The 23,959-nt window shown below is 67.7% G+C and carries 24 protein-coding genes; 14 read left to right on the top strand and 10 right to left on the bottom strand.

Going from position 1 to position 23,959, the window contains the following annotated elements:
- Positions 1-11: 11 nt before the first annotated feature.
- Together DCO49_RS06380 and ligA are read right to left on the bottom strand one after the other, a co-directional pair.
- Positions 12-497 carry a GNAT family N-acetyltransferase gene (locus DCO49_RS06380; protein ID WP_116863296.1) on the bottom strand — a complete coding sequence of 162 codons (486 nt, stop codon included), beginning with the start codon at positions 495-497 and terminating at the stop codon, positions 12-14.
- A gap of 52 nt (positions 498-549) precedes the next feature.
- On the bottom strand, positions 550-3,015 hold the full coding sequence (gene ligA, locus DCO49_RS06375; protein WP_116863295.1) for an NAD-dependent DNA ligase LigA: 2,466 nt from the start codon (positions 3,013-3,015) through the stop codon (positions 550-552).
- A 200-nt stretch (positions 3,016-3,215) separates the two neighbouring features.
- On the opposite strand from ligA, the gene DCO49_RS06370 reads away from it, so the two are divergent.
- Both DCO49_RS06370 and DCO49_RS06365 read left to right on the top strand, forming a co-directional pair.
- Positions 3,216-4,328 carry a pyridoxal phosphate-dependent aminotransferase gene (locus tag DCO49_RS06370; protein WP_116863294.1) on the top strand — a complete coding sequence of 371 codons (1,113 nt, stop codon included), beginning with the start codon at positions 3,216-3,218 and terminating at the stop codon, positions 4,326-4,328.
- A gap of 168 nt (positions 4,329-4,496) precedes the next feature.
- Positions 4,497-4,934, top strand: a complete 438-nt coding sequence (locus tag DCO49_RS06365; protein WP_116863293.1) for a transposase — start codon at positions 4,497-4,499, stop codon at positions 4,932-4,934.
- A 119-nt stretch (positions 4,935-5,053) separates the two neighbouring features.
- Here DCO49_RS06365 and zipA read toward each other — a convergent pair whose 3' ends face one another.
- From zipA to DCO49_RS06335, 6 genes are all read right to left on the bottom strand, one after another.
- On the bottom strand, positions 5,054-5,791 hold the full coding sequence (gene zipA / locus DCO49_RS06360; protein WP_108769252.1) for a cell division protein ZipA: 738 nt from the start codon (positions 5,789-5,791) through the stop codon (positions 5,054-5,056).
- 46 nt (positions 5,792-5,837) lie between these two features.
- Complete coding sequence (gene smc / locus DCO49_RS06355; RefSeq protein WP_116863292.1) at positions 5,838-9,341, bottom strand: chromosome segregation protein SMC; 3,504 nt, start codon at positions 9,339-9,341, stop codon at positions 5,838-5,840.
- 248 nt (positions 9,342-9,589) lie between these two features.
- Complete coding sequence (rplI, locus tag DCO49_RS06350; protein ID WP_079222386.1) at positions 9,590-10,042, bottom strand: 50S ribosomal protein L9; 453 nt, start codon at positions 10,040-10,042, stop codon at positions 9,590-9,592.
- Between the two features lie 105 nt (positions 10,043-10,147).
- The gene (gene rpsR / locus DCO49_RS06345) at positions 10,148-10,378 is read right to left on the bottom strand and encodes a 30S ribosomal protein S18 (protein WP_002804494.1); all 231 of its coding nucleotides are present in this window, start codon (positions 10,376-10,378) and stop codon (positions 10,148-10,150) included.
- Positions 10,379-10,389: 11 nt separating this feature from the next.
- On the bottom strand, positions 10,390-10,827 hold the full coding sequence (gene rpsF, locus DCO49_RS06340; protein ID WP_049445625.1) for a 30S ribosomal protein S6: 438 nt from the start codon (positions 10,825-10,827) through the stop codon (positions 10,390-10,392).
- Positions 10,828-11,025: 198 nt separating this feature from the next.
- A complete protein-coding gene (locus tag DCO49_RS06335; RefSeq protein WP_108769254.1) occupies positions 11,026-11,364 on the bottom strand; it encodes an iron-sulfur cluster assembly accessory protein in 339 nt (112 codons plus the stop codon).
- Positions 11,365-11,493: 129 nt separating this feature from the next.
- On the opposite strand from DCO49_RS06335, the gene asnS reads away from it, so the two are divergent.
- The 12 genes from asnS to DCO49_RS06275 all read left to right on the top strand — a co-directional run bounded on the left by asnS (position 11,494) and on the right by DCO49_RS06275 (position 21,987).
- A complete protein-coding gene (asnS, locus tag DCO49_RS06330) occupies positions 11,494-12,888 on the top strand; it encodes an asparagine--tRNA ligase (RefSeq protein ID WP_116863291.1) in 1,395 nt (464 codons plus the stop codon).
- A gap of 33 nt (positions 12,889-12,921) precedes the next feature.
- Positions 12,922-13,221, top strand: coding sequence for a hypothetical protein (locus DCO49_RS06325; RefSeq protein ID WP_116863290.1), 300 nt, complete (start codon positions 12,922-12,924; stop codon positions 13,219-13,221).
- Positions 13,222-13,228: 7 nt separating this feature from the next.
- Complete coding sequence (locus DCO49_RS06320; protein WP_108769257.1) at positions 13,229-13,543, top strand: hypothetical protein; 315 nt, start codon at positions 13,229-13,231, stop codon at positions 13,541-13,543.
- 10 nt (positions 13,544-13,553) lie between these two features.
- Complete coding sequence (locus DCO49_RS06315) at positions 13,554-14,192, top strand: FMN-binding negative transcriptional regulator (RefSeq protein WP_116863289.1); 639 nt, start codon at positions 13,554-13,556, stop codon at positions 14,190-14,192.
- Between the two features lie 71 nt (positions 14,193-14,263).
- Positions 14,264-14,926, top strand: a complete 663-nt coding sequence (gene can / locus DCO49_RS06310) for a carbonate dehydratase (protein ID WP_116863288.1) — start codon at positions 14,264-14,266, stop codon at positions 14,924-14,926.
- A 19-nt stretch (positions 14,927-14,945) separates the two neighbouring features.
- Positions 14,946-15,467: a 3-hydroxyanthranilate 3,4-dioxygenase gene (locus DCO49_RS06305; protein WP_116863287.1), complete on the top strand. Its 522-nt coding sequence runs from the start codon at positions 14,946-14,948 to the stop codon at positions 15,465-15,467.
- A gap of 138 nt (positions 15,468-15,605) precedes the next feature.
- Positions 15,606-16,880, top strand: a complete 1,275-nt coding sequence (kynU, locus tag DCO49_RS06300; RefSeq protein ID WP_116863286.1) for a kynureninase — start codon at positions 15,606-15,608, stop codon at positions 16,878-16,880.
- 31 nt (positions 16,881-16,911) lie between these two features.
- Complete coding sequence (locus DCO49_RS06295) at positions 16,912-18,279, top strand: NAD(P)/FAD-dependent oxidoreductase (protein WP_116863285.1); 1,368 nt, start codon at positions 16,912-16,914, stop codon at positions 18,277-18,279.
- Positions 18,279-19,718, top strand: coding sequence for an exodeoxyribonuclease I (sbcB, locus tag DCO49_RS06290; RefSeq protein ID WP_116863284.1), 1,440 nt, complete (start codon positions 18,279-18,281; stop codon positions 19,716-19,718). The genes DCO49_RS06295 and sbcB overlap by 1 nt, the downstream gene beginning before the upstream one ends.
- Positions 19,715-20,401 carry a DUF2461 domain-containing protein gene (locus DCO49_RS06285; protein ID WP_116863283.1) on the top strand — a complete coding sequence of 229 codons (687 nt, stop codon included), beginning with the start codon at positions 19,715-19,717 and terminating at the stop codon, positions 20,399-20,401. The genes sbcB and DCO49_RS06285 overlap by 4 nt, the downstream gene beginning before the upstream one ends.
- Positions 20,401-21,393 (top strand): aldo/keto reductase, encoded by a 993-nt coding sequence (locus DCO49_RS06280; protein ID WP_116863282.1) that lies wholly within the window; start codon positions 20,401-20,403, stop codon positions 21,391-21,393. The genes DCO49_RS06285 and DCO49_RS06280 overlap by 1 nt, the downstream gene beginning before the upstream one ends.
- A gap of 42 nt (positions 21,394-21,435) precedes the next feature.
- A complete protein-coding gene (locus tag DCO49_RS06275) occupies positions 21,436-21,987 on the top strand; it encodes a DUF2939 domain-containing protein (protein ID WP_116863281.1) in 552 nt (183 codons plus the stop codon).
- Between the two features lie 73 nt (positions 21,988-22,060).
- Here the strand turns inward: DCO49_RS06275 and DCO49_RS06270 are convergent, their stop codons facing one another.
- Positions 22,061-23,005 carry a 5'-nucleotidase gene (locus DCO49_RS06270; RefSeq protein ID WP_108769267.1) on the bottom strand — a complete coding sequence of 315 codons (945 nt, stop codon included), beginning with the start codon at positions 23,003-23,005 and terminating at the stop codon, positions 22,061-22,063.
- Positions 23,006-23,053: 48 nt separating this feature from the next.
- Positions 23,054-23,827, bottom strand: a complete 774-nt coding sequence (locus tag DCO49_RS06265; RefSeq protein ID WP_116863280.1) for an NAD kinase — start codon at positions 23,825-23,827, stop codon at positions 23,054-23,056.
- Between the last annotated feature and the right edge of the window lie 132 nt (positions 23,828-23,959).

Raw genomic sequence — 23,959 nt, 5'->3', positions numbered from 1 at the left:
CAGGGCCTCGCTCACAGAATGCCCTCCGGGCGCGGATGGTCCAGCGGCAGGGTCAGCAGATCGCGGGTGTCATCGATGTAGCCGCTGGCCAGGTACAGGCGCCGCGCCAGCTCGTTGTGGTGATTCACCTCCAGGCGCATGCGGCTGACACCGCGCCCGCGCGCACGCTGTTCGCAGGTGGCCAGCGCCTGCTTGCCACGGCCGCGGCCGCGCGCGCGGTGCGCCAGGTACAGCTCGTCCAGCAGCACGAAGTGCCCGCCCTGCTCCAGACTGAAGCCCATCGCGATCACCGCGTAGCCGCAGACCTCGCGCGCCTCGTCCAGCCACAGCAGCACTTCGCCGTTGCGCGGATCGGCCAGCAGCGCATCGACGCCGCGGCGTACGCGTGCGTCATCGAATTCGATCTTGTCCTCGGCGTAGAACTCGCGCATCAACGCGATCAGCACGTCCTCATCGGCGCGGGTGGCCAGGCGGAAATCCAGCGGAGCGGTCTGCATCGGGTGTCCTCTCGTGCATCAGGCCGGGCGCGCGTGGCGCCCGGCGGGGTCATCATTCGTGTTCGGCCAGGTAGGCCAGCAGGCGGTCTTCATCCCACACCGGCACGCCCAGCGACTGCGCCTTGTCCAGCTTGGAGCCGGCCTCGGTGCCCGCCACCAGGAAACTGGTCTTCTTGGAGACACTGCCGGACACCTTGGCGCCCAGCGCCTCCAGGCGGTCCTTGGCGGCATCGCGGGTGAGCTGGGACAGCGTGCCGGTGAGCACCACCGTCTGCCCATCCAGCGGACCGGCCACGACCTCGGCCAGCGCCGGCGCCTTGGCCAGGATGTGCTGCATCTCGGTTTCCGCCGCCAGCAGCATCGCGCCATGGCCGTCGGTGTCCAGCCACTGGGCGACGCCGCGCGCGGTGTCATCGGGCAGGCCGGCATTGACGAACTGGCCGTGCTCGGCGTCGAGTACGGCCTGTGCGCTGGGCAGCACGGCCACCAGCTTCTCCGCACGCAGGCGGGTGATGCCGGGAATCTCGGCTTCCACCAGCAGCTGGGCCAGGTCCAGGCCCTCGCGCAGCTTCGCGCTCGGCGGATGGGCATCGCGGATCCGCACCTGGCCGACCTGCAGCAGCGCATCGATGGCGTCCTGGTTGCCTTGCTGCTCGAAGAAGTGACCCAGTGAGCGCGCCACTTCGCCACCGATGTCCGGCACGCGCTTGAACAGCGGCCACGGCAGGCGGCGGATCAACGCCAGATCACCAAACCACAGCGCCAGCGCCTTGGCCGTGCTCTCGCCCACATGTTCGATGCCGAGTGCGAACAGCAGCCGCTCCAGGCTGGCCTCGCGGCTGGCATCGATGGCGGCGATCAGGTTGTCCGCCCACTTGGTTGCGATTTTCTTGATGTTCCATACGAAGGCGACCGGCTGCACAAGCGCCTGCGCGCGCCATGCCGGATCCTGGCCGTCGAGCTTGAGCACGGCCTTCAGCACGTCGCCACTGCCTTCGGCCGGCAGATGCGGCTTCAGATTGTTGGCCAGCGCCGAGGGATCCTCCGCATCGAGCACCAGCTTCAGGTGCAGCAGCTGGTCGCGGGTGAGCTGGTACAGGTCGGCGACGCGCTTGACGATGCCGGCGTCGACCAGGGTTTCGATGTACTTGTCACCGAGGCCGTCGATATCCATCGCGCGGCGCGAAGCGAAGTGGGCGATGGCTTCCTTGCGCTGCGCCGGGCAGGACAGTTCACCCGAGCAGCGCCACGCAGCGGCACCTTCCTCGCGCACGATCTCCGAGCCACACACCGGGCAACGGGTCGGCATCTGCCACGGGGTGGTGCCCTGCGGACGACGGTCGAGGATGACGCTGACCACTTCGGGAATGACATCGCCGGCGCGGCGCACGATCACGCTGTCGCCCACGCGCACGTCCAGGCGTGCGATCTGGTCGGCATTGTGCAGGGTGGCGTTGGACACGATCACACCGGCGACCGCCACCGGCGCCAGGCGCGCGACGGGCGTCGCGGCACCGGTACGTCCGATCTGGATCTCGATCGCCTCCACGGTGGTGCTCTGTTCCTGCGCCGGGAACTTGTGCGCGATGGCCCAGCGCGGTGCGCGCGAGACGAAGCCCATCGCCTGCTGGCCGGCGCGGTCATCCAGCTTGTAGACCACGCCATCGATATCGAACGGCAGGCCGTCGCGGCGCTCGCCGATGTCACGGTAATAGCCGAGAAGGCCATCGATGCCGTCGACCACTTTGCACAGTTCGCTCACCGGGAAGCCCCAGGCACCCAGCTGCGCCAGCGTGCCCGAATGGGTATCGGGCAGTTCCCCCCCCTGCACTTCGCCGGTGCCGTAGGCGAAGAAGCTGAGCCTGCGCTGCGCGCTGATCTTCGCATCCAACTGGCGCAGCGAACCGGCCGCGGCATTGCGCGGATTGGCCAGCACCTTCCCGCCGTGCAGGCGCGCGCGATCGTTGTAGGCCTCGAAATCGGCACGGGCCATGTAGACCTCGCCGCGCACTTCCAGCACGTCCGGCCAGTCCTGGCCGTGCAGGCGCTTGGGGATGTCACCGATCTCGCGCAGGTTGGCGGTCACGTCCTCGCCGGTGCTGCCATCGCCACGGGTGGCGCCCAGCACGAACTGGCCGTCTTCATAGCGCAGGCTGATCGCCAGGCCGTCCATCTTCGGTTCGGCCGAGAAATGCAGACTGCGGCGCCCCAGGCGCTCGTCGATGCGGCGCACGAAATCGGCCACTTCCTCATCGCTGAAGGCATTGGACAGCGACAGCATCGGCACCGCGTGGCGCACCTCGGCGAAGCGCCCGGACGGACGCGCGCCCACCTGCTGGGTGGGGCTGTCGGCGCGGGCCAGTTCCGGGTGCTCCTGCTCCAGCGCTTCCAGCTCGCGTACCAGCCGGTCGTAGTCGATGTCGGGGATCTCCGGCGCGTCCAGCTCGTGGTAGGCGCGGTTGGCCTGGGCGATCTGCCGGCGAAGGTCTTCGGCGCGTTCGGCGGGGCTGGAGCTCATCGGGATCCGATACTTCTGGGATGGCCGTGAATTCTACCGCGCTTGGGTGTCAGGCCTCGTCATGCCCGCCGCTGTAGAGTCGAGCCATGCTCGACTGGGCCGGTAGAGCAGTCGAGCATGGCTCGACTCTACAAAATCCCCGCTTGCCGCCCGCTCCCACCACCGTTAGCGTGCGGCGGTTGCCCTTCGGAATCCTGCCCGTGAACCTGTCCGCTTCCCGCCGCCACGTCCTGCAACTGGCCGGTGTCGGCCTCGTCGCCGCTGGCAGCGGCCTGCCCCGCCTCGGCCAGGCGCAGCCCGCCGCGGCTCCCGCCACCGGCCCGGTCCTGCTCAACTTCAACGAGTGCCCCTACGGCCCTTCGCCCGCCGCCCAGCAGGCCGCACGCGACAGCATCGCCGGCAGTGGTCGCTACCAGTTCGCCCTGGCTGGACAGGTGCGCGATGCCTTTGTCGCCCAGGCCGGCATCCCAGCCGGCCACGTGCGACTGTATCCCGGCTCCAGCGAGCCCCTGAACCGTGCGGCCACCTTGTGGACCGGCCCACAGGCGGCACTGGTGGTTGCCGACCCGACCTTCGAAACCCTCGGTGACATGGCTGCAGCGCGCGGCGCCCAGGTGCAGAAAATGCCACTGCGCAATGACGGTGCGCACGACCTTCGCGCAATGGCAGCAGCCGCGCATTCGCAGCCGACGGGGCTGATCTACGTCTGCAATCCCAACAACCCGACCGGCTCGATCAGCCCGCCGGCCGAGCTGGCGTGGCTGCTGGCCAACAAGCCGTCCGCCACCCGCGTGCTGCTGGACGAGGCCTATCTGCAGTACAGCGACCAGCCCAGCCTGATCGCACAGGTCGCCCAGCGCGATGACCTGATCGTGCTGCGGACGTTCTCCAAACTGTACGGTATGGCCGGCCTGCGGCTGGGCGTGGCGGCAGCCCACCCCGACCGCCTGCGCGAACTGGCCAGCCTGGGCGAGAACCCGCTGCCGGTGCCGGCGCTGGCGGCCGCACTGGCCAGCCTGCAGGACCCGCAGTTGATCGCGCAGCGCCGGTTGCAGAATGCGAAAGTGCGCCAGGCCACCATCGCCTGGCTGGGCAAGCGCGGCTTCAGCTGCGTGCCGTCCGAAGCAAACTGCTTCGTGGTGAATGTGCAGCGCGACGGCAACGCGTTCGCCAAGGCGATGGCCGACAACGGCGTGGTGATCGGCCGCAGCTGGCCGATCTGGCCGCAGCGCGTGCGGGTGACCGTCGGTACCGAAGAAGAAATGGCGGCGTTCCGCCAGGCATTCGCGAAGGTCGCCGGCGTACCGGCGTAACCCCATCCGGGTGGAAGCCGATCCGGCCCTCTGTAGAGTCGAGCCATGCTCGACTGGAGCGCGGCCTGGCCCTCTGTAGAGTCGAGCCATGCTCGACTGGGGCCTTTCTTACAGGCCTGACCGCATTCAAGCGATACCCAAGCTACTTCAGCCAGCCAATGCTGAGGCATGCCCAGTCCACGTCTCCTGAAAGGCCGTTGGTCGCAACTGCAGAACGTCTACGCGATCACCACGGTCGCTCACCAGCGCCATCGGCACTTTGATGATCCACAGCGGGCCGCCGTCGTTGTAGCGGGCCTGCAGTGGATTCAGCAAGAGCGGCGATGCCTCAACCTCGCGTGGGCGGTCATGCCAGATCACGTGCATTGGTTGATGCAACTACGCTCAGGAACCCTTGCCGCATCGGTGCAGATGATGAAATCGCGCTGTAGCCGACTGATCGGCATCGACGGGCCACTTTGGCAGCGCGGCTATCATGACCACGCAGTGCGATGTGATGAATCATTGAGAAACCAAGCGCTGTACATCGCGGCGAATCCTGTCCGTGCCGGACTGGCGGCACAGCTCGGCGAACATCCGTTTGCGTGGTGCCGTTGGTTGGATTGATGGCCGACCTTGTAGAGTCGAGCCATGCTCGACTGGGGTTTGCGCGGGGTTGCACAAGTCGAGCATGGCTCGACTCTACAAAAGGCAGTCGAGCATGGCTCGACTCTACCTTTGGGCCTTTACCAGCGCGGGGTCTTGGTCAGCGGCGGCGCCTGGTGCTGGCGGTCGTACGCACGCAGCTCATCGCGGATGTGCGCGATGCGCTGGCGGCCCAGCGCGTTGCGGCTGTCATCCAGGACCACGCCATCAAGCAGCTCGGCCATGCGCTGCACGGTCGGCAGCATCTTTTCCCAGGCATCGAGCGCGGTCAGCGGCGCCGGCAGGGTCAGGAAGAAGGCGATGGCCGGGGTTTCCATGGCGCGGATGTTGGCCATGTCGAAGCTGCCCGGCTTCATGATGCTGGCCATCGAGAAGATCGGGCCGCGCTCGGGATGGCCTTCCACCAGGCGGTGGAACACGTTCATGTGGCCAAACACCAGGCCGGTCTTCTCGGCCGCCACCACGATATCCTCGCCGCGCAGCTGCTCACCGGCGCGGGCGGCCACGAACAACGACACGATCTTGTCGAAGTCCTGCGTCGCGCGCTTGCCCAGATCGCTGCTGCCCGGATCGGTATCGGCCAGGCCAAGTTCGGCCTGCTGGCCTTCGTCGCCCAGGCCCGGCTCGCCTCGGCTCTCTGCCAAGGCCACGCCGTCTTCGCCCAGCACCGGCTCGCGACGCTCGCCGCTGGCCGGTTCGGCGCTTTCCACGCGGCGCCCCTGCGGCTTCTTCTTCGGGCGGCCAAACAGGAAGATCGCAGCCACCAGCAGCAGGCCGGCGGCCAGGATGCCGATGCGCAACAGTGCCGTGTCGGTCATTCGGTAGGTACTCCGGCTAGTTCATTCAGGTAACTAGAATGGCACGTCATGCCGCGCCCGCCAATCGCGCGGCTTCTTCCAGGTCCACGCTGACCAGGCGGCTGACGCCCGGCTCGCGCATGGTCACGCCCGAGAGCTGGTGCGCGGCCTCCATCGTCGCCTTGTTGTGGCTGACGAACAGGAACTGCACCTTCTCGCTCATTTCCTTGACCATGTTGGCCAGGCGGCCGACGTTGGCCTCGTCCAGCGGCGCGTCCACCTCGTCCAGCAGGCAGAACGGCGCGGGGTTGAGCTGGAAGATGGCGAACACCAGCGCCACCGCGGTCATCGCCTTTTCGCCACCGGACAGCAGCGAGATGCTGGACACGCGCTTGCCCGGCGGCCGCGCCATGATGGTCACGCCGGTGTCGAGCAGGTCTTCACCGGTCAGTTCCAGGTAGGCATGGCCGCCACCGAACAGGCGCGGGTACAGCGCCTGCACGCCGGCGTTGACGCGGTCGAAGGTGTCCTTGAAGCGGCCGCGGGTCTCGCGGTCGATCTTGCGGATGGCGTCTTCGAGGGTTTCCAGCGCGGTCGTCAGGTCGGTGTGCTGCGCATCCAGGTAGTCCGAACGCTGCGAGGCCTCGCCGTACTCATGGATGGCGGCCAGGTTGACCGGTTCCAACCGGCGCATGCGTCCATCGATCTGGTGCACGGCCTGTTCCCAGTCGCCCAAGCGCGCATCGTCGGGCAGCGCGTTGAGAACGTCCTGCAGCACGAAACCGGCCTTTTCCACTGCGCCCTGCAGGGTCTCGGCGCTGAGCACCAGCGCCTGCTGGTCGAGCTTGCGCTGGGAAATGCGCTCGCGCTGGGCCAGTGCCTGTTCGTCGCGTTGGTGGCGGGTCTGTTCGTAGTTGCGCAGCTCGGCGTCGATGCCGTCGAGCAGCGTGCGTGCCTCGGTCAGTACGCGGTCGGCACGCACGCGCTCTTCCAGCGCGTTCTGATGCTCGGCCTGCAGCGATTCAACCGGCGAATCGCCTTCATCCAGCTGAGAATGCAGCTCGCCCAGGCGCGAATCCAGCTGGTCACGCTGGGTGCTCATGCGCTCCAGCGCCTGGCTCAGCGAAGCCACCTGGGCACGCTGCGATTCCAGGGTCAGGGCCAGCGCATGCGAGCGTTCGCGCACCGCGCGTGCCGCTTCGCGGGCCAGGTCGCGGGCCTCGGTCAGCTGGCGGCGCTCTCCCTCCAGCCCCTGCCTCGTCGACTCCAGGTCGCCCATGCTGCTGACGGCATTTTCCAGTCGCGAGCGCGCCTCGCGCGCCTGCTCGCGGTTGACCTCCAGCGTTTCCAGCAGCTGCGACAGCTCGCCTTCGATGCGATCGATACGCGTGCGCGCCGCTTCCACCTTGCCCTGCTGGCCCTGCAGCTGGCCTGCCAGCTCGGACACCGCGCGGTGGGCCTGGTACAGCGAGCGCTGCGCGTCTTCGCGCTGCTGCTCCGCGGCCAGCAACTGCTCACGGAAACCGGCCAGCTGTTCTTCCAGCGCGGCCTCGCGGTCCTGCAGCTGTTCGATCTGCTCGCGCAGTTCGTTGATCTCGCGTTCGCGCAGCAGTGCGCCCTGCTGGGCGGCACCGGAGCGCGACACGCGCAGCCAGCCCTGGCCCAGGCGCTCACCGCCCTGGGTGATGATCGAATCGCCGTCGGGCAGGCTGCCCTGCAGCGTCTTCGCTTCGGCCAGGTCGCGGGCACCGTGCAGGTGGGCCAGCAGGCGGCGGATCGCCACCGGACCGCGCACGCGTGCGGCCAACGAGGTCGGCGCCACCTTCAGGGCCCCGCCGTCATCAGCCACCAGCGCGATGCGGCCATCGCCCAGCTCGCCCAATGCATCGACCAGGCGTGCCGGATCATCCACCAGCACGCCTTCGATCAACTGACCGAGCGCGCTTTCCACTGCATTTTCCCAGCCGGCATCGACGTCCAGGCGTTCTCCCACGCGTGCCGCCGAATCCAGGCCATGGGCTTTCAGCCACGCCACGGCAGCGCCCTGCTCCTGGCCGAGTGCGGCCTGCTGCAGGGTTTCCAACGATGCCAGCCGGCCGCGCAGCCCATTGGCCTGCTTGCGCAGCTCGGCCAGTTCGTTCTGCCCGGTGCGCTGCTGCTCCTGCACGGCGGTCACGCCCTGCTTGCGGCGTTCGACGTCGTCACCGAGTTCGTCCAGCGCGGTCTTCTGCGTTTCGTGCTGCAGGAACAGCTGCTCGAAGGCTTCCTCCAGCGCGTCCACGTCCAGCCCGGCGCGCTCGCCGGCCAGCGCCTCGCGACGGCGGTCGGCATCGAGGATCTGCTTGTCCAGGTAGTCCACGCGGGTGCGCTCGACATCGCCGGCGCGCGAGGCTTCCGAGCTCTGCGAGGTGTGCTGTTCCCAGCGCTGCTGCCAGCTGGCCAGGCGGTCTTCGGCCTCGCGCAGGCTTTCCTGCTTGATCTCGTTCTCTTCCTGCAGCGCTTCCAGCTGCGGGGTGGCATCGTCGACGGCTTCGCGCAGCACCATCAGCTTGGCTTCGTCGCCGCTGATGTGCTGGCCGAGCTCGGACAGTGCCTGCCGCGTCTCGTCGCGCGCCTTGTGCAGGCGCTGCGACAGTTCGCGCTGGTGCTGGATCTGTTGCTCGACACGGGCCAGCGTGCTGCCCACCTGGTAGACGGCAGCCTGCGCAGTATTGAGCGCGTCGGCGGCCTCCTCGCGGCGCACGCGCGAGGTCTCGATGCGCGCTTCGGCTTCACGCTGGTCGGCGATCAGCTGCTGCAGCTTGGTTTCTTCCTGCGACAGGCCTTCGCGCAGCTTCGACAGGCGCCCGTCGAGGCCGCGGAATTCCAGTGCCTTCCACTCGGCGTCCTTGACCCGGCGCTCTTCCTGCAGCGCCTGGTACTGCTCGGCCTGCCGGGCCTGGCGCTTGAGGTGCTCGAGCTGCTTGCTGATCTCGTCGCGCAGGTCGCCCAGCCGGTCGAGGTTCTCGCGGGTATGGCGGATCCGGGTTTCGGTTTCCTTGCGGCGCTCCTTGTACTTGGAGATGCCGGCGGCCTCTTCCAGGTAAACGCGCAGGTCTTCCGGTCGCGCCTCGATGATCTGGCTGATCATGCCCTGCTCGATGATCGAGTAGCTGCGCGGCCCCAGGCCGGTGCCCAGGAACAGATCGGTGATATCGCGGCGGCGGCACTTGGTGCCGTTGAGATAATAGTTGCTGCTGCCGTCGCGGCTGACGGTGCGCTTGACCGAGATTTCGTTGAACGAGGCGTACTCGCCGGAAATCGTGTGGTCCGAATTATCGAAGATCAGCTCGACGGTGGCCTGCGAGACCGGCTTGCGGGCGTTGGAACCGGAGAAGATCACGTCGGTCAGCGAATCGCCGCGCAGGCGGCTGGCCGAGCTTTCGCCCATGACCCAGCGCACGGCGTCGATGATGTTCGACTTGCCGCAGCCATTGGGCCCCACCACGCCGGTCATGTTGGTCGGCAGGTGCAGGGTGGTCGGATCGACGAACGACTTGAAGCCGGACAGCTTGATCGTGGAAAGACGCATAGAGGTTCCGGACTGGGGCCGGCGAGCGGCCTGCTTACCCTCCAAGTCATTGATCCTGCTGGGATCGCTGGCCGTGGAACGGGTGTGACGCCCTGAGTATACCGATGTGGACCGGTTCTACGAGGCATGTTCTACGGGGGGGCGTGGAACATTCCCCGGGGCCGGCCGTGCGGACAGGGGCCCGCAAAAACAAAACGGGCACCCTTGCGGGCGCCCGTTCTGGTGACACCAGGCCTTTCGGCTTGGAATCAGGCCTTTTCGGCTTCAACCACAACCTTCACGGTGGTTTCGACGTCGGCGTGCAGGTGCACCAGGACGTCGTACTCACCGATGTTGCGGAAGGCGCCTTCGCCCAGGATGACTTCGCTCTTGTTCAGCTCGAAGCCGGCAGCGGTGAAGGCATCAGCGATTTCGCGGGCGCCGACCGAGCCGTACAGCTTGCCTTCGGTCGAAGCGTTGGCGGCGATGGTCACGCTCGCGCCTTCCAGCTTGGCCTTGCGGGCGTCAGCATCGGCGTGGATGGCCTGGGCCTTGGCTTCGTATTCGGCGCGCTTGGCTTCGAACTCGGCCTTGTTGCTCTCGGTGGCCGGGACGGCCTTGCCCTGCGGCACGAGGAAGTTACGGCCGTAGCCCGGCTTCACGTCGACCAGGTCGCCCAGGTTGCCGAGGTTGGTGACTTTCTGCAGGAGGATCAGCTGCATGGTATTGCTCCAGATAAGTTATTCGTTAGCGAGGCGATACCCCGCAACAAAGGCTGTCCGAATAGCTGGCACAGCGGGGGCGGCACCGGGCCGCCCCGCCGGGCATCAGACGTCGTGGTTGTCGGTGTACGGGATCAGGGCCAGGAAGCGAGCGCGCTTGACGGCGGTCGCCAGCTGACGCTGGTACTTCGACTTGGTACCGGTGACGCGGCTCGGCACGATCTTGCCGTTCTCGGTCAGGTACTGGCGCAGGGTGTTGAGATCCTTGTAATCGATCTCCTTGACACCTTCAGCCGTGAACTTGCAGAACTTGCGGCGACGGAAGAACTTGGACATGGGAAGGCTCCTTAGGCGGCAGAAGCGGCGTCGTCGCCGGCTTCGTTGTCAGCGGTGGTGGTGGACTCGCCTTCTTCGTCGTCACGACGACGGCGCTCACCGCGCTCCGGCTTGTCACCCTTCTCGTCCTTGCTCTTCATGATCAGCGACTGCTCGGTGTCAGCCTCGTCACGCTTGATGACCAGGTTGCGCAGCACGGCGTCGTTGAAGCGGAAGCTTTCGGTCAGTTCGTTCAGAACGGCCTGGTCGGCTTCGATGTTCAGCAGCACGTAGTGCGCCTTCACCAGGTTCTGGATCGGGTACGCCAGCTGGCGGCGGCCCCAGTCTTCCAGACGGTGGATGGTGCCGTTGCCGTTCTCGACCAGCGACTTGTAGCGCTCGATCATGGCCGGGACCTGCTCGCTCTGGTCCGGGTGGACCATGAACACGATTTCGTAATGACGACTCATGTTTTTTTCTACCTTTCGGATGTGGCCTTGCGGCCGGACAGCCCCCCGCCGTGGATACCGCGGTGGGGCAAGGGTTCCCGCCAGGAAGGCAGGAAGCCGCGCATTATGGCGCAGATGGGGGTGCCGGGCAACCGGCCGGGGCCGGGCGAAGCTGAACCCGGCAGCGCCGGGTCATGCCCGGCGGCGGCAGGACCAGGCTCAGGCCTTGTCGGCGTCGGTGGTGAAGCTCTCGCCGCAGCCGCATTCAGCGGTGGCGTTCGGGTTGCTGAACGTAAAGGTCTCGCTCAGGCCGTGCTTGCCGAAGTCGATCACTGTCCCGTCCACCAGGGCCAGGCTCTTGGCGTCGACGTAGATCTTCACGCCCTCCTGGTCGAACACGGTGTCGCCCTCGCGCTCGTCACGGGCCAGGTCGGTCACGTGGCCCCAGCCGGAGCAGCCGGTCTTGGTCACGCCGAAGCGCAGGCCCAGGGCGCCGGGGGTCTGGGCAACAAAGCGCTGCACGCGCTCGAAGGCGATGGGGGTCAGGCTGACGGCCATAAGGCTCACTCCAGGGGTACGGGGACATTATAAGGAGCCAGGGTCGCGAAAAATGCCTCGCAAGCAGAACGCTGCAACCGGTAAACTCCCGTGTTCACAGATCGAGTCGATCAGCAGAGGATTCAAGTCATGACGGTGGTCAGCGTTGAACATGCGCTTGCCGGGAAGATCCCGGAAGGCGGCGAAGTCACGGTACGCGGATGGGTGCGCACGGTGCGCGGTTCAGCGAATCTGGCCTTCGTCAATGTGAGCGACGGTTCCTGCTTCGCGCCGATCCAGGTCGTGGCCAACGACACGCTGGCCAATTTCGACGAGATCAAGCGTCTGACCAGCGGCTGTTCGGTCATCGCCACCGGCACCCTGGTGAAGTCGCAGGGCAAGGGCCAGTCGTTCGAGATCCAGGCCAGCGCGCTGGAAGTGGTCGGCTGGGTCGAAGACCCGCTCACCTACCCGATCCAGCCCAAGCCGATGTCGCCGGAGTTCCTGCGTGAAGTGGCGCACCTGCGCCCGCGCACCAACCTGTTCGGCGCGGTCACCCGCATCCGCAACTGCCTCGCCCAGGCCGTGCACCGTTTCTTCCACGAGAACGGCTTCAACTGGATCAGCACCCCGATCATCACCACCTCCGACGCCGAAGGCGCCGGCCAGATGTTCCGCGTGTCCACCCTGGACATGGTGAACCTGCCGCGCGACGAGAAGGGCGCGATCGACTTCAGCCGCGACTTCTTCGGCAAGGAAACCTTCCTGACCGTGTCCGGCCAGCTGAACGTCGAGGCCTACTGCCTGGCGCTGAGCAAGGTCTACACCTTCGGCCCGACCTTCCGCGCCGAGAACAGCCATACCACCCGCCACCTGGCGGAGTTCTGGATGATCGAGCCGGAAATCGCCTTCGCCGACCTGGCCGAAGACGCACGCCTGGCCGAAGAGTTCCTGAAGTACCTGTTCCGTGCCGTGCTGAACGAGCGCGGTGACGACCTGGCTTTCATTGCCGAGCGCGTGGACAAGAACGCGATCACCAAGCTGGAAGACTTCATCAACGCACCGTTCGAGCGCATCGACTACACCGATGCGGTCAGCCTGCTGCAGAAGTCGGGCAAGAAGTTCGACTTCCCGGTCGAATGGGGCCTGGACCTGCAGACCGAGCACGAGCGCTGGCTGACCGAGGAACACGTCGGCCGCCCGGTGGTGGTGACCAACTACCCCGAGCACATCAAGGCCTTCTACATGCGTCTGAACGACGACGGCAGGACCGTCGCCGCGATGGACGTGCTGGCCCCGGGCATCGGCGAGATCATCGGCGGCAGCCAGCGCGAAGAGCGCCTGGACGTGCTGGACGCACGCATGGCCCAGTTCGGCCTGGATCGCGAACACTACAGCTGGTACCGCGATTTCCGCCGCTACGGCTCGGTGCCGCACGCCGGCTTCGGCCTCGGCTTCGAGCGCCTGGTGGTCTACGTCTGCGGCCTGTCCAACATCCGCGATGCGATCCCCTACCCGCGTGCCCCGGGCAGCGCGGACTTCTAAGCTCATCCATACGACCACGGAGGTACTGCCCCCATGACCCTGTTCTTCGCCCTCTGTTTCGTCGGCGTCGCAGTGGCCGGGTTCAGTGCCTTCGTGATCTTCTGGCCATTGACCCTGGTGCACGTGCGCGACCGCCATCCGGCGCTCGCCGCGCGCTTCGGCAATGGCGCCTTCCTCAAGCCCGATGCCCTGGCCTGGCTGCTGCGCCGCGATTACCGCCAGCAGCCGGACCGTTCGCTGTCCGGGCTGGCGACGCCGGCCTGGGTATCGCTGCTGACCCTGCTGGCCGGACTGGGCATGGCCACCCTGCTCTGGCTGGTCTCGCTCTGGTAACACATACATGAACGACAACAACGACGCACGTGACAGCTGGTGGCTGGCCAGCCTCGGCAACACCCTGATCTGGGCCCGCCTGCGCGTGCGCCCGGCCGGCACCGCCGAAGTGCTCGACAGCGACGGCAATACGCTGAGCTATGACAGCGAGGACACCGCCCGTTCGCAGCTGTTCGACGCCGAGTTCGTCGAGTACGACGGCTTGGACGAAGAAGATGCCCTGGTGCGTGGCTTCAGCCTGCACGAAGTGCAGCCACCGCAGGCCGGCAGCGATGAAGGCCTGCGCGGGCGCATGATCCAGTCGCTCGGCGCGCGCGCCTGAGGCGCACACCATGTTCACCCCACGCGACTTCGCTGAGACCGACCTGCTCTGGCTCGATCGCCTGCTGGCGCGTGATCCGTTCGTTACCGTGCTCACCACCGGCGCCGACGGCCTGCCCGAACTGACCCGGGTGCCGGTGCTGTACCGGCGCGAGGGCAACCAAGTTGAACTGCGCGGCCACTGGGCCCGCGCCAACCCGCAGTCGCGCCACGACGGCGCGGCCAAGGTGCTGGTCGACGGCCCGCACGGCTATGTGTCGGCCAGCTGGTACCCGGACAAGGAAGCCGCCTCGCGCGTGCCGACCTGGAACTACGCCGCCGCTGAACTGCGCGGCCAGCTGCAGCGCTTAGACGACACCGACGAACTGGCCCAGCTGGTCTCCGACATCGGCGACCGCTTCGAAGCCAGCGTCGGCCAGGACTGGCAGTTCGAGCCGCAGCGTGACGACCACCGTCGCCAGCTGCGCGGCATCATCGGCTTCCGCTTCCAGGTCGAGCAGGTGCAGCTGAAGCTGAAACTGAGCCAGAACCACCCCGAGGCCAACCAGCAGGCGGTGATCGCCGAACTGGAAAAGCTCGACACCCCGCATTTCACCGAGCTGGCGCAGTGGATGCGCTGGCATCGCGCGCAGACCGCCGCCAACGACTGAGCGCATTGTTTCCCGCGACGGCGCGGCCGGATGGCCACGCTCCTCGCCCACCCGACGCCAGGGACCCGAACATGAAAGACATCCATAAGCTGCTGCAGAACAACCGCGACTGGGCCGACCGCATCGAAAAGGAGGATCCCGAGTTCTTCCACCAGCTGGCCAAGCAGCAGCATCCGGAGTACCTGTGGATCGGCTGTTCCGATTCGCGCGTGCCGGCCAACCAGATCATCGGCATGGCACCGGGTGAAGTGTTCGTGCACCGCAACGTGGCGAACGTCGTGGCCCACACCGACCTGAACTGCCTGAGCGTGGTGCAGTACGCGGTTGACCAGCTGAAGGTGAAGCACATCCTGATCGTCGGCCACTACGGCTGCGGCGGCGTGCACGCCTGCCTGCACAACACCCGCGTCGGCCTGGCCGACAACTGGCTGCGCCACGTGGGCGACGTCATGCAGAAGCACACCGCGATCATCGATGCCATCGAGACCGACGAGCTCAGGCACGCCCGCCTGTGCGAACTGAACGTGATCGAGCAGGTCGCCAACCTGTGCCGCTCGACCATCGTTCAGGACGCCTGGGCCCGTGGCCAGAAGCTGATGGTGCACGGCTGGGTGTACAGCCTGAAGGACGGCCGCGTGCGCGAGATGGGCATCGACGTGGGTTCGCAGGAGGAACTGCAGCCGGCCTACGAAAAGGCCCTCTCGTACGTGCCGCGCCAAGGCAAGCGCGACTGACCTTCCGGGGAAACCGACAATGCTCGCCTCGCCGATCAACCTGCACGCTTGGATCGAAGAACACCGCCACCTGCTGAAGCCGCCGGTGGGCAACAAGATGATCGACAACGGTGACTTCATCGTGATGGTGGTGGGCGGGCCGAACTCGCGCACCGACTACCACTACGACGAAGGCCCGGAGTGGTTCTACCAGCTTGAAGGCGAGATGGTGCTGAAGGTGCAGGAAGACGGCGCGGTGCGTGACATCCCGATCCGCGCCGGCGAGATCTTCCTGCTGCCGGCCAAGGTGCCGCATTCGCCGCGGCGCCCGCCCGGCGGCATCGGCCTGGTGGTCGAGCGCAAGCGCCTGCCGCACGAGAAGGACGGCGTGATCTGGCATTGCGAGCGCTGCAACCACAAGCTGCACGAAGAGTATTTCCCGCTGCAGAACATCGAGACCGACCTGCCCAAGGTGTTCGCGCGTTACCAGGCCAGCCTGGAACTGCGCACCTGCAGTGAGTGCGGGCACGTGGACCCGTTGCCGACGCCTGCGGCGGGCTGAGCACCTGCCCCTGTAGAGCCGAGCCCATGCTCGGCTTCGTGGCCCGGCAGCCGAGCATGGGCTCGGCCCTACAGGTTCGGCGGCAGGCACGCCGCCAAGCGCTACACTGGCAGCCCCGTTGCAGCCTGTTGCCCGACCATGTCCGACCTGCTCAGCCGCACCCACGCCATCGCCCTGGACGCCGCCGATCCGCTGCGCCCGCTGCGTAACGAATTCCTGATTCCGCGCCATGGCGGCGGTGAACAGACCTACTTCGTCGGCAACTCGCTGGGCCTGCAGCCGTGTGGCGCGCAGGCCGCCGTGCAGGAAGTGATGAAGCAGTGGGGCGAGCTGGCCGTGGAAGGCCACTTCACCGGCCCCACCCAGTGGCTGTCCTACCACCGCCTGGTCAGCGCACAGCTGGCCCGCGTGGTCGGCGCGCTGCCCAGCGAAGTGGTGGCGATGAACACGCTGAGCGTGAACCTGCACCTGATGATGGTCAGCTTCTACCGCCCCACCACCGAGCGCCCGGTCATCCTGATGGAGGCCGGCGCGTTCCCGACCGACCGCCATGCGGTGGAAGCACAGATCCGTTTCCATGGTTTCGACCCGGCGCAGTGCCTGGTGGAAGTGCAGCCGGACGAAGCCAACGGCACGATCTCGATGGCCGCTATCGAGCGCGCCATCGGCGAGCACGGCGCGCGCCTGGCGCTGGTGCTGTGGCCGGGCGTGCAGTACCGCACCGGCCAGGCCTTCGACCTCGATGCGATCACCCGCCTCGCGCGCCTGCACGGCGCCCGCATCGGCTTCGACCTGGCCCACTCGGTGGGCAACCTGCCGCTGCACCTGCACGATGTCGCGCCGGATTTCGCCGTGTGGTGCCACTACAAGTACCTCAACAGCGGCCCGGGCGCCGTGGCCGGTGCCTTCGTGCACGAACGCCACCACCGCGACACCACCCTGCCGCGTTTTGCCGGCTGGTGGGGCCACGATGAAGCGACCCGCTTCCAGATGGCGCCGCAGTTCACCCCGGCCATCGGTGCCGAAGGCTGGCAGCTGAGCAACCCGCCGATCCTTGGCCTGGCCCCGCTGCGCGCATCGCTGGACCTGTTCGAGCGTGCCGGCATGGAAGCGCTGCGCCGCAAGTCGCTGGCCCTGACCGGCCTGCTCGACGCGCTGGTGCGTGCGCGCCTGCCGCAGGTGCTGGACATCGTCACCCCGTCCGAACCGGAACGCCGCGGCTGCCAGCTCTCCCTGCGCGTGCTCGCCGGCCGCGAGCGTGGCCGCGCCCTGTTCGAACACCTGCGCGCCATCGGCGTGCTCGGTGACTGGCGCGAACCGGACGTGATCCGCATCTCGCCCACCCCGCTCTACAACCGCTACCTGGACGTGCACCATTTCGTCGAGGAAGTGGAAGCCTGGGCCGGCCTCTAAGCCGCCCCCTCCCCTGCTTCTGGACAGTTCGTTGATCGCACACGCATCCCGCTCGTTGAGCATCATCGGTGCCGGCCTGGCCGGTTCCCTGCTGGCCATCCTGCTGTCACGGCAGGGCTGGCGCATCACCCTGTACGAGCGCCGCGGCGACCCGCGCGTGGCCGACTACGAAAGCGGCCGCTCGATCAACCTGGCGCTGGCCGAGCGCGGCCGCAACGCGCTGCGCCAGGCCGGCGTGGAGGACGAAGTGATGGCCCGCGCGGTGATGATGCGCGGGCGCATGGTGCACCCGCGCGAGGGCGAGCCTCAGCTGCAGCGCTACGGGCGCGACGACAGCGAAGTGATCTGGTCGATCCACCGCAGCGACCTGAACACCACGCTGCTGGAACTGGCCGAACAGGCCGGCGCCACCGTGCACTTCCACCGCCGCCTGCACACCGTCGATTTCGATGCCGGCTACGCGCGCTTCATCGATGACCGCGACGACAGCCCGCACGACATCCGTTTCGACACGTTGATCGGCGCCGACGGCGCCGGTTCGGCGCTGCGCGGTGCGATGAACCGGCGTGCGCCGCTGGGTGAGGACATCGCCTTCCTCGACCATTCCTACAAAGAACTGGAAATCCCGCCTGCGGCCGACGGCAGTTTCCGCATCGAGCGCAATGCGCTGCACATCTGGCCGCGCGGCCACTACATGTGCATCGCCCTGCCCAACCACGAAGGCACTTTCACCGTCACGTTGTTCCTGCCGAACAAGGGCGATCCAAGCTTTGCCACGGTCAACACCGGTGCGCAGGCCGAAGCGCTGTTTGCCCGCGAGTTTGCCGATACGCTGCCGCTGATCCCGGACCTGCGCGCGGACTGGGAACAGCATCCGCCCGGCCTGCTCGGCACACTCACCCTTGAGCGCTGGCACCAGGCCGGTCGCGCCGTGCTGATCGGCGATGCCGCGCACGCGATGGTGCCTTTCCACGGCCAGGGCATGAACTGCGCCTTCGAGGACTGCGTGGCGCTGGCGCGGCACCTGCACGACGCCGATGACCTGGAAGGCGCCTTCGCCGCCTTCGAGGCCGAGCGCAAGCCGAACGCGCGCGCGATCCAGCAGATGGCGCTGGAGAACTATCTGGAGATGCGCGACCGCGTGGCCGACCCGGCCTTCCTGCTGCAGCGCGAGCTGGAACAGGAACTGCAGCGGCGCTGGCCGACGCGCTTCGTGCCCCACTACACCATGGTCACCTTCCTGCACACGCCGTATGCCGAAGCGCTGCGCCGCACGGAGATCCAGCGCGACCTGCTGGTGGCGGCCACCGCCGGTCATGATTCACTGGACAACATCGACTGGGCCACGCTGGAAGCGCAGATTCACGCGCAGCTGCCGGTCCTGGAGGGCGCACACTGATGGCCGACAGCTTCCTGTTCTACGATCTCGAAACCTTCGGTCAGGACCCGCGCCGCACCCGCATCGCCCAGTTCGCGGCGATGCGCACCGATGCCGATCTCAACGTGATCGACACGCCGGTCAGCTTCTTCGTGCGCCCGGCCGATGACCTGGTGCCTTCGCCGATGGCCACCCTGGTGACCGGCATCACCCCGCAGCAGGCCATGGCCGAGGGCATCAGCGAAGCCGAAGCCTTCGACCGCATCAACGAGCAGCTGTCGCGCCCCGGCACCTGCGCACTCGGTTACAACACCCTGCGTTTCGACGACGAGTTCATCCGCTACGGGCTGTTCCGCAACTTCTACGATCCCTACGAGCGCGAGTGGCGCAACGGCAACTCCCGCTGGGACCTGCTGGACATGCTGCGGATGATGCGAGCGCTGCGCCCGGACGGCATCCAGTGGCCGCTGCGCGAGGATGGCGCCACCTCCTTCAAGCTGGAGCACCTGGCCGAAGCCAACGGCGTGCGCGAAGGCGATGCGCACGAGGCGTTGTCGGACGTGCGCGCCACCATCGGCATGGCGCGGCTGTTCAAGCAGTCGCAGCCGCGGCTGTGGGAGTACGCGCTGAAGCTGCGCGACAAGCGTTTCGTCGGCAGCCTGCTGGATGTGGCAGCGATGAACCCGGTGCTGCACATTTCCATGCGCTATCCGGCCAGCCGCCTTTGCGCCGCGCCGGTGCTGCCGCTGGCGGTGCACCCGACCATCAACAACCGGGTGATCGTGTTCGATCTGGAAGGCGAGACCGACGACCTGCTGGAGCTGCCGGCCGACGTGATCGCGCAGCGCCTGTACATGCGCGCCAGCGAACTGCCCGAGGGCGTGGCACGCGTGCCGCTGAAGGAAGTGCATCTGAACAAGGTGCCGGCGCTGGTGGCCTGGAACCATCTGCGCGCCGACGACCACGCCCGTCTGGGCCTGGACGTGGCGGCGATCGAGGCCAAGGCCGCGCGCCTGCGCGAAGTTGCCGCGCAGCTGGCCGAGAAGGTCCGCCAGGTCTTCAACCAGCCGCGGCCGGCCAGCGTGTCCGACGTGGATGCATCGCTGTATGACGGTTTCCTCGGCGCCGGCGACAAGCCGCTGCTGGCCCTGGCCCGCACCAGTGCGCCGCAGCAGCTGGCCGCGCTGGAAGGCCGCTTCCGCGACCCTCGCCTGCCCGAGCTGCTGTTCCGCTACCGCGCACGCAACCATCCCGACAGCCTCGCACCGGCTGAACGCGAGCGCTGGCAGGATTACCGCCGCCAGCGCCTGCTCGGTGAGAGCGGCCTGGGCGAACTGAACCTGCCCCAGTACCAGCAGCAGATCGAGGCGCTGGCCGCCGAAGCGCCCGATGACGCGCGCCGGACCGGCCTGCTGCAGTCGCTGCGCGACTGGGGCCACCACCTGCAGGAGACGCTGTGAGCACGTATTTCTCCGACGCCAGTTTCAAGTTCCTGCGCAGCCTGGCGCGGCATAACGACAAGACCTGGTTCAACGACCATCGCCAGCAGTACGAAGACCATGTGCGGCAGCCCTTCCTGCGCCTGCTGGGTGACCTGCAGCCGGCACTGACCGAAGTCAGCGACCATTTCCGTTCGGACACGCGCGGTGTCGGTGGCTCGCTGTTCCGCATCCACCGCGACGCACGCTTTTCCCACGACAAGTCGCCGTACAAGACCTGGCAGGGTGCGCGCCTGTTCCATGAGCGCCGCCGCGAAGTGGCTGCGCCCTCGTTCTACATCCACCTGCAGCCGGGCGAGAGTTTCGTCGGCGCCGGCCTGTGGCACCCCGAGCCGGACACGCAGCGGCGCATCCGCCATTTCATCCTCGACAACCCGGGCAGCTGGAAGGCGGCCGCGCATGCGCCCGCCCTGCGCAAGCGCTTCGATTTCGAGCAGACCGAGAAGCTGGTGCGCCCGCCGCGCGGCTTCCCGGCCGACTTCGAGTTCATCGACGACCTCAAGCACCGCAACTGGGTGATGTGGCGCACGCTGGACGACGACACCATGACCGGCCCGCGCCTGCTCTCCACCTTGGGCAAGGACCTGGCCGCGCTGGGCCCGTTCGTCGATTACCTCTGCGCTGCGCTGGACCTGGAATTCTGATGTCGCAGGAACTGCCCCTGGCCCGGCAGCGACGCCTGCTGGGCCGCACCGGCCTGCAGGTGTCGCCGATCGGCCTGGGCTGTTCCGGCTTCTGGGGCCACCGTCGCTTCGCCGAGAGCGACGCGGCCGCCGTGGTCGAACACGCACTGGCACAGGGCGTGAACCTGCTCGACACCGGCCACAACTATTCGGGCTTCCATGCCGAACCGCGCCTGGGCCGCATCCTGCGCCCACTGCTGGCGCGCGTGCCGCGTGAGTCGCTGGTGGTGTCCAGCAAGGGCGGCACGCTGACCGGCCAGGCCGGCATCAGCGGCGTCGAGCAGCGCGATTTCTCTGCCGCGGCGATCACCGCCAGCTGCGAGGCCTCGCTGCGCAACCTTGGCCTGGAGTATCTGGACATCTACCAGCTGCACGGCGCCAGCGAGCACGACATCAACGATGATCTGCTGGCCGCGCTGCAGCGCCTGCGCGAGCGCGGGCTGGTCCGCCACACGGGCATCAATACCCATTCGGCCAGCACGCTGCGCTGGATGATCGAGCACCCCGAGGCCTTCGACGTGGTGCTGCTGGACTACAACGCCCTGCAGCAGGACCGCGAGCCGCTGATCGACCAGCTGCAGGCGGCGGGCATCGGCGTGCTGGCCGGGACCGTGCTCGCACAGGGCCACCTGCTGCCAGCCCGTCCGCGCCTGCCACGGCCGGCCGACGCCTGGTACCTCGCGCGCACATGGCTGAAGCCGAGCAGCCGTGCCCTGATGCACAGCGCCCGCGCGATGCGCCGCGCGGTGGCTTCGGTGCACAGCCAGCACCCGGCGCAGACCGCCTTTGCCTATGTGCTGCAGCACCCCGGCGTGGCCAGCGGCATCCTTGGCACCACCCGCGTCTCCAGCCTGGACCAGGTGCTGCAGACCCACCTGCAGGCGCTGCAGGGCGCCGAGCGGCAGCGGCTGGTGGCGGCCTTCGGCGATGGCAGCGGCTCGCCCAGTCACTGACGCTTAACCCGCGGCGCCCGCAGTTGCGGCAGTCTGGGTGCCATGAAGAAGCTCATCGGCATCCTGCTTGCCCTCGCCCTGGCCGTCGTCGCCTGGTGGTTCAGCGGCCCATACCTGGCCGTGCATGGTCTGTCCAAGGCGATCGAACAGCGCGATACCGCCAAGCTCGAGCGCTACGTCGACTTCCCGCGCGTACGCAGCAGCCTGCGCGCCCAGCTCAACGACTACCTGGTGCGGCAGGCCGGGCCGGACGTGGCGGCCAGCCCGTTTGGCGCGCTGCTGTACGGGGTGGGTGACCAGCTGGGTGGTGCGGCGGTGGACACCATGGTCACGCCGACCGGCATCGGCGCGATGCTGCAGGGCCACGTGCTGTGGAAACGCGGCCGCAATGAACTGCAGGGCGGCGACGCGTTCGGCGCGACCGAACCGGCGCGGCCGTTGAAGAACGCCGAACATCATTTCGAAGCGCTGGACCGTTTCGTGGTGGACGTCCAGCGCGGCCCGGGCGAACCGCCGATGAGGGTGGTGCTGGAACCCCAGGGCCTGCGCTGGAAGGTGGTGGACCTGCAGCTGGGGATGTCGGGCAGCCCGTAGCTCCATGCCGCTGCGCTCGCGGGCCATGGCCCGGCGCTACCGCTGCGGCCCGCCCCATCCGGTGGCGCCGGGCTCAGCCCTCGTTGGCCACGCCGTGCGGGACGTGGCCGGCGGCCACGTGTTCGCGGGCGCTGTCTATGTTGTGCTGCGAATCATCGAAGAAGATGTCCGCGCCGAAAGCCTGCAGGAACGGGCCCTTGTGGCGGCCACCGAGGAACAGGGCCTCGTCCAGGCGCACGCCCCACTCGCGCAGGGTACGGATCACCCGCTCGTGCGCCGGCGCCGAGCGCGCGGTCACCAGCGCGGTGCGGATCGGGGCGCTGTCGCCGACCGGGAACACCTCCTGCAAGGTATGCAGAGCCGACAGGAAGCCTCGGAACGGACCGCCACTGAGCGGCTCGCGGGCGCGCTCGCGTTCGTGGCGGCCGAACGCTTCAACCCCCTGCTCGCGCGAAATGCGCTCGCTCTCGTCACCGAAGATCACCGCGTCACCATCGAAGGCGATGCGCAGCTGGCCGGCCGGGCGCCCCATGTCGATCTGGTCGGCAGCGGCCGCGGCGGTCTCGCCCGGCGGCTTGGGCAGGATCGTCGCCGCCGCGATGCCATGGCGCAGCGCACTGCGCACCGATTCGGGGTTGGCCGACAGGAACAGGTCGGTGCCGAACGGCTTCACGTAGGGCCAGGTCGGCTCACCGGCGGTGAAGGTCGCGCGGATGATGCCCAGCCCGTAGTGCTGGATCGAATTGAAGATGCGCAGGCCGGTGTCGGCCGAGTTGCGCGACAGCAGGATCACCTCGACACGCGGGTTTTCCGGGCTGGCGCCCTGGTTCAGCGCCAGCAGCTTGCGCACCACCGGAAATGCCACGCCAGGGCCCAGTATGTCGTCCTCGTGCTGGCGCTGGTACTCGGCGTACGCCGCCACGCCATCGCTCTCGAACAGCGCATGGCTTTCTTCCAGATCGAACAGCGCGCGCGAGGTCACCGCGACGGTCAGCAGACGGGGGGAGTTGTCGCCCATCGGTGGGGGTCCTTCAAGCGATCGGCGGGGGCCGGCAGCGTATTGTCGTCAAAAAACGAACTGTTCGCTCAGGATCCGGTCTTCCAGATTGTGTTCCGGGTCGAACAGCAGGGTGACCCGGTGCTCCTTCGACTCGCGGATGGTCACCTCCACCACGTCGCGGGTCTCGTGCGAATCGGCAGTGACGCTGACCGGGCGCTTGTAGGGGTCGAGCACGCGGAAGCGCACTTCGGTGTCGGCCTTGAGGATGGCACCGCGCCAGCGCCGCGGCCGGTACGGGGCCAACGGCGTCAGCGCGATGGTGTGCGAGCCCAGCGGCAGCACCGGGCCGTGCGCCGAATAGTTGTAGGCGGTGCTGCCGGCCGGGGTGGCCACCAGCACGCCATCGCCGATCAGCTCGGCCACCCGCTCCTGACCATTGAGGTCGATGCCGATGTGCGCCGCCTGGCGGGTCTGCCGCAGCAGCGAGACATCGTTGTAGGCCAACGAACCGGTGCTCGCGCCGGACTCGGTCAACGCCACCATTTCCAGCGGCCGCAGGTTGGCCGGCTCGGCGCGGGCGATACGCGCGACCACGTCATCCTCGGCACGGTACTGGTTCATCAGGAAGCCGACGGTGCCCAGTTTCATGCCGAACACCGGCTTGCCCAGGCGGCCGTGCCGGTGCAGCGTCTGCAACATGAAGCCGTCGCCGCCCAGCGGGCACAGCACGTCAGCCTGGTCGGGCGCGTGGTCGCCATAGCGGGAAACCATCGCCGCGCGGGCCATCTGTGCCGCTTCGGTGGTGCTGGCCAGGAAAGCGATGCGGGGGGTGTCGCTCATCGGTGGATCCGGGGGGAAGGCATGAGGGAGAGCATAACCGAGCGCCGCTGCGCTCGCCGGGCGTGGCCCGGCGCTACCTGGCCCCCCGCGCCCCGGTAGCGCGGGGCCATGCCCGGCGAACGGCAGACCCCC

Origin of the sequence: Stenotrophomonas sp. SPM, from assembly GCF_003105135.1 — a bacterium.
Taxonomy (GTDB): Bacteria; Pseudomonadota; Gammaproteobacteria; order Xanthomonadales; family Xanthomonadaceae; genus Stenotrophomonas.
Note: the sequence above shows the minus strand (reverse complement) of the source record. Positions and strands in the feature narration are given on the sequence as shown.

Bases quoted from the DNA above. Each gene is read 5' to 3' on its own strand.
- DCO49_RS06265 (WP_116863280.1), bottom strand. From the start codon at position 23,827: ATGAGCGACACCCCCCGCATCGCTTTCCTGGCCAGCACCACCGAAGCG.
- kynU (WP_116863286.1), top strand. From the start codon at position 15,606: ATGTCCGACCTGCTCAGCCGCACCCACGCCATCGCCCTGGACGCCGCC.
- DCO49_RS06305 (WP_116863287.1), top strand. From the start codon at position 14,946: ATGCTCGCCTCGCCGATCAACCTGCACGCTTGGATCGAAGAACACCGC.
- DCO49_RS06365 (WP_116863293.1), top strand. From the start codon at position 4,497: ATGCCCAGTCCACGTCTCCTGAAAGGCCGTTGGTCGCAACTGCAGAAC.
- DCO49_RS06275 (WP_116863281.1), top strand. From the start codon at position 21,436: ATGAAGAAGCTCATCGGCATCCTGCTTGCCCTCGCCCTGGCCGTCGTC.
- DCO49_RS06325 (WP_116863290.1), top strand. From the start codon at position 12,922: ATGACCCTGTTCTTCGCCCTCTGTTTCGTCGGCGTCGCAGTGGCCGGG.
- rpsF (WP_049445625.1), bottom strand. From the start codon at position 10,827: ATGAGTCGTCATTACGAAATCGTGTTCATGGTCCACCCGGACCAGAGC.
- DCO49_RS06335 (WP_108769254.1), bottom strand. From the start codon at position 11,364: ATGGCCGTCAGCCTGACCCCCATCGCCTTCGAGCGCGTGCAGCGCTTT.
- sbcB (WP_116863284.1), top strand. From the start codon at position 18,279: ATGGCCGACAGCTTCCTGTTCTACGATCTCGAAACCTTCGGTCAGGAC.
- DCO49_RS06315 (WP_116863289.1), top strand. From the start codon at position 13,554: ATGTTCACCCCACGCGACTTCGCTGAGACCGACCTGCTCTGGCTCGAT.
- ligA (WP_116863295.1), bottom strand. From the start codon at position 3,015: ATGAGCTCCAGCCCCGCCGAACGCGCCGAAGACCTTCGCCGGCAGATC.
- rplI (WP_079222386.1), bottom strand. From the start codon at position 10,042: ATGCAGCTGATCCTCCTGCAGAAAGTCACCAACCTCGGCAACCTGGGC.
- smc (WP_116863292.1), bottom strand. From the start codon at position 9,341: ATGCGTCTTTCCACGATCAAGCTGTCCGGCTTCAAGTCGTTCGTCGAT.
- asnS (WP_116863291.1), top strand. From the start codon at position 11,494: ATGACGGTGGTCAGCGTTGAACATGCGCTTGCCGGGAAGATCCCGGAA.
- DCO49_RS06280 (WP_116863282.1), top strand. From the start codon at position 20,401: ATGTCGCAGGAACTGCCCCTGGCCCGGCAGCGACGCCTGCTGGGCCGC.
- zipA (WP_108769252.1), bottom strand. From the start codon at position 5,791: ATGACCGACACGGCACTGTTGCGCATCGGCATCCTGGCCGCCGGCCTG.
- rpsR (WP_002804494.1), bottom strand. From the start codon at position 10,378: ATGTCCAAGTTCTTCCGTCGCCGCAAGTTCTGCAAGTTCACGGCTGAA.
- can (WP_116863288.1), top strand. From the start codon at position 14,264: ATGAAAGACATCCATAAGCTGCTGCAGAACAACCGCGACTGGGCCGAC.
- DCO49_RS06270 (WP_108769267.1), bottom strand. From the start codon at position 23,005: ATGGGCGACAACTCCCCCCGTCTGCTGACCGTCGCGGTGACCTCGCGC.
- DCO49_RS06320 (WP_108769257.1), top strand. From the start codon at position 13,229: ATGAACGACAACAACGACGCACGTGACAGCTGGTGGCTGGCCAGCCTC.
- DCO49_RS06380 (WP_116863296.1), bottom strand. From the start codon at position 497: ATGCAGACCGCTCCGCTGGATTTCCGCCTGGCCACCCGCGCCGATGAG.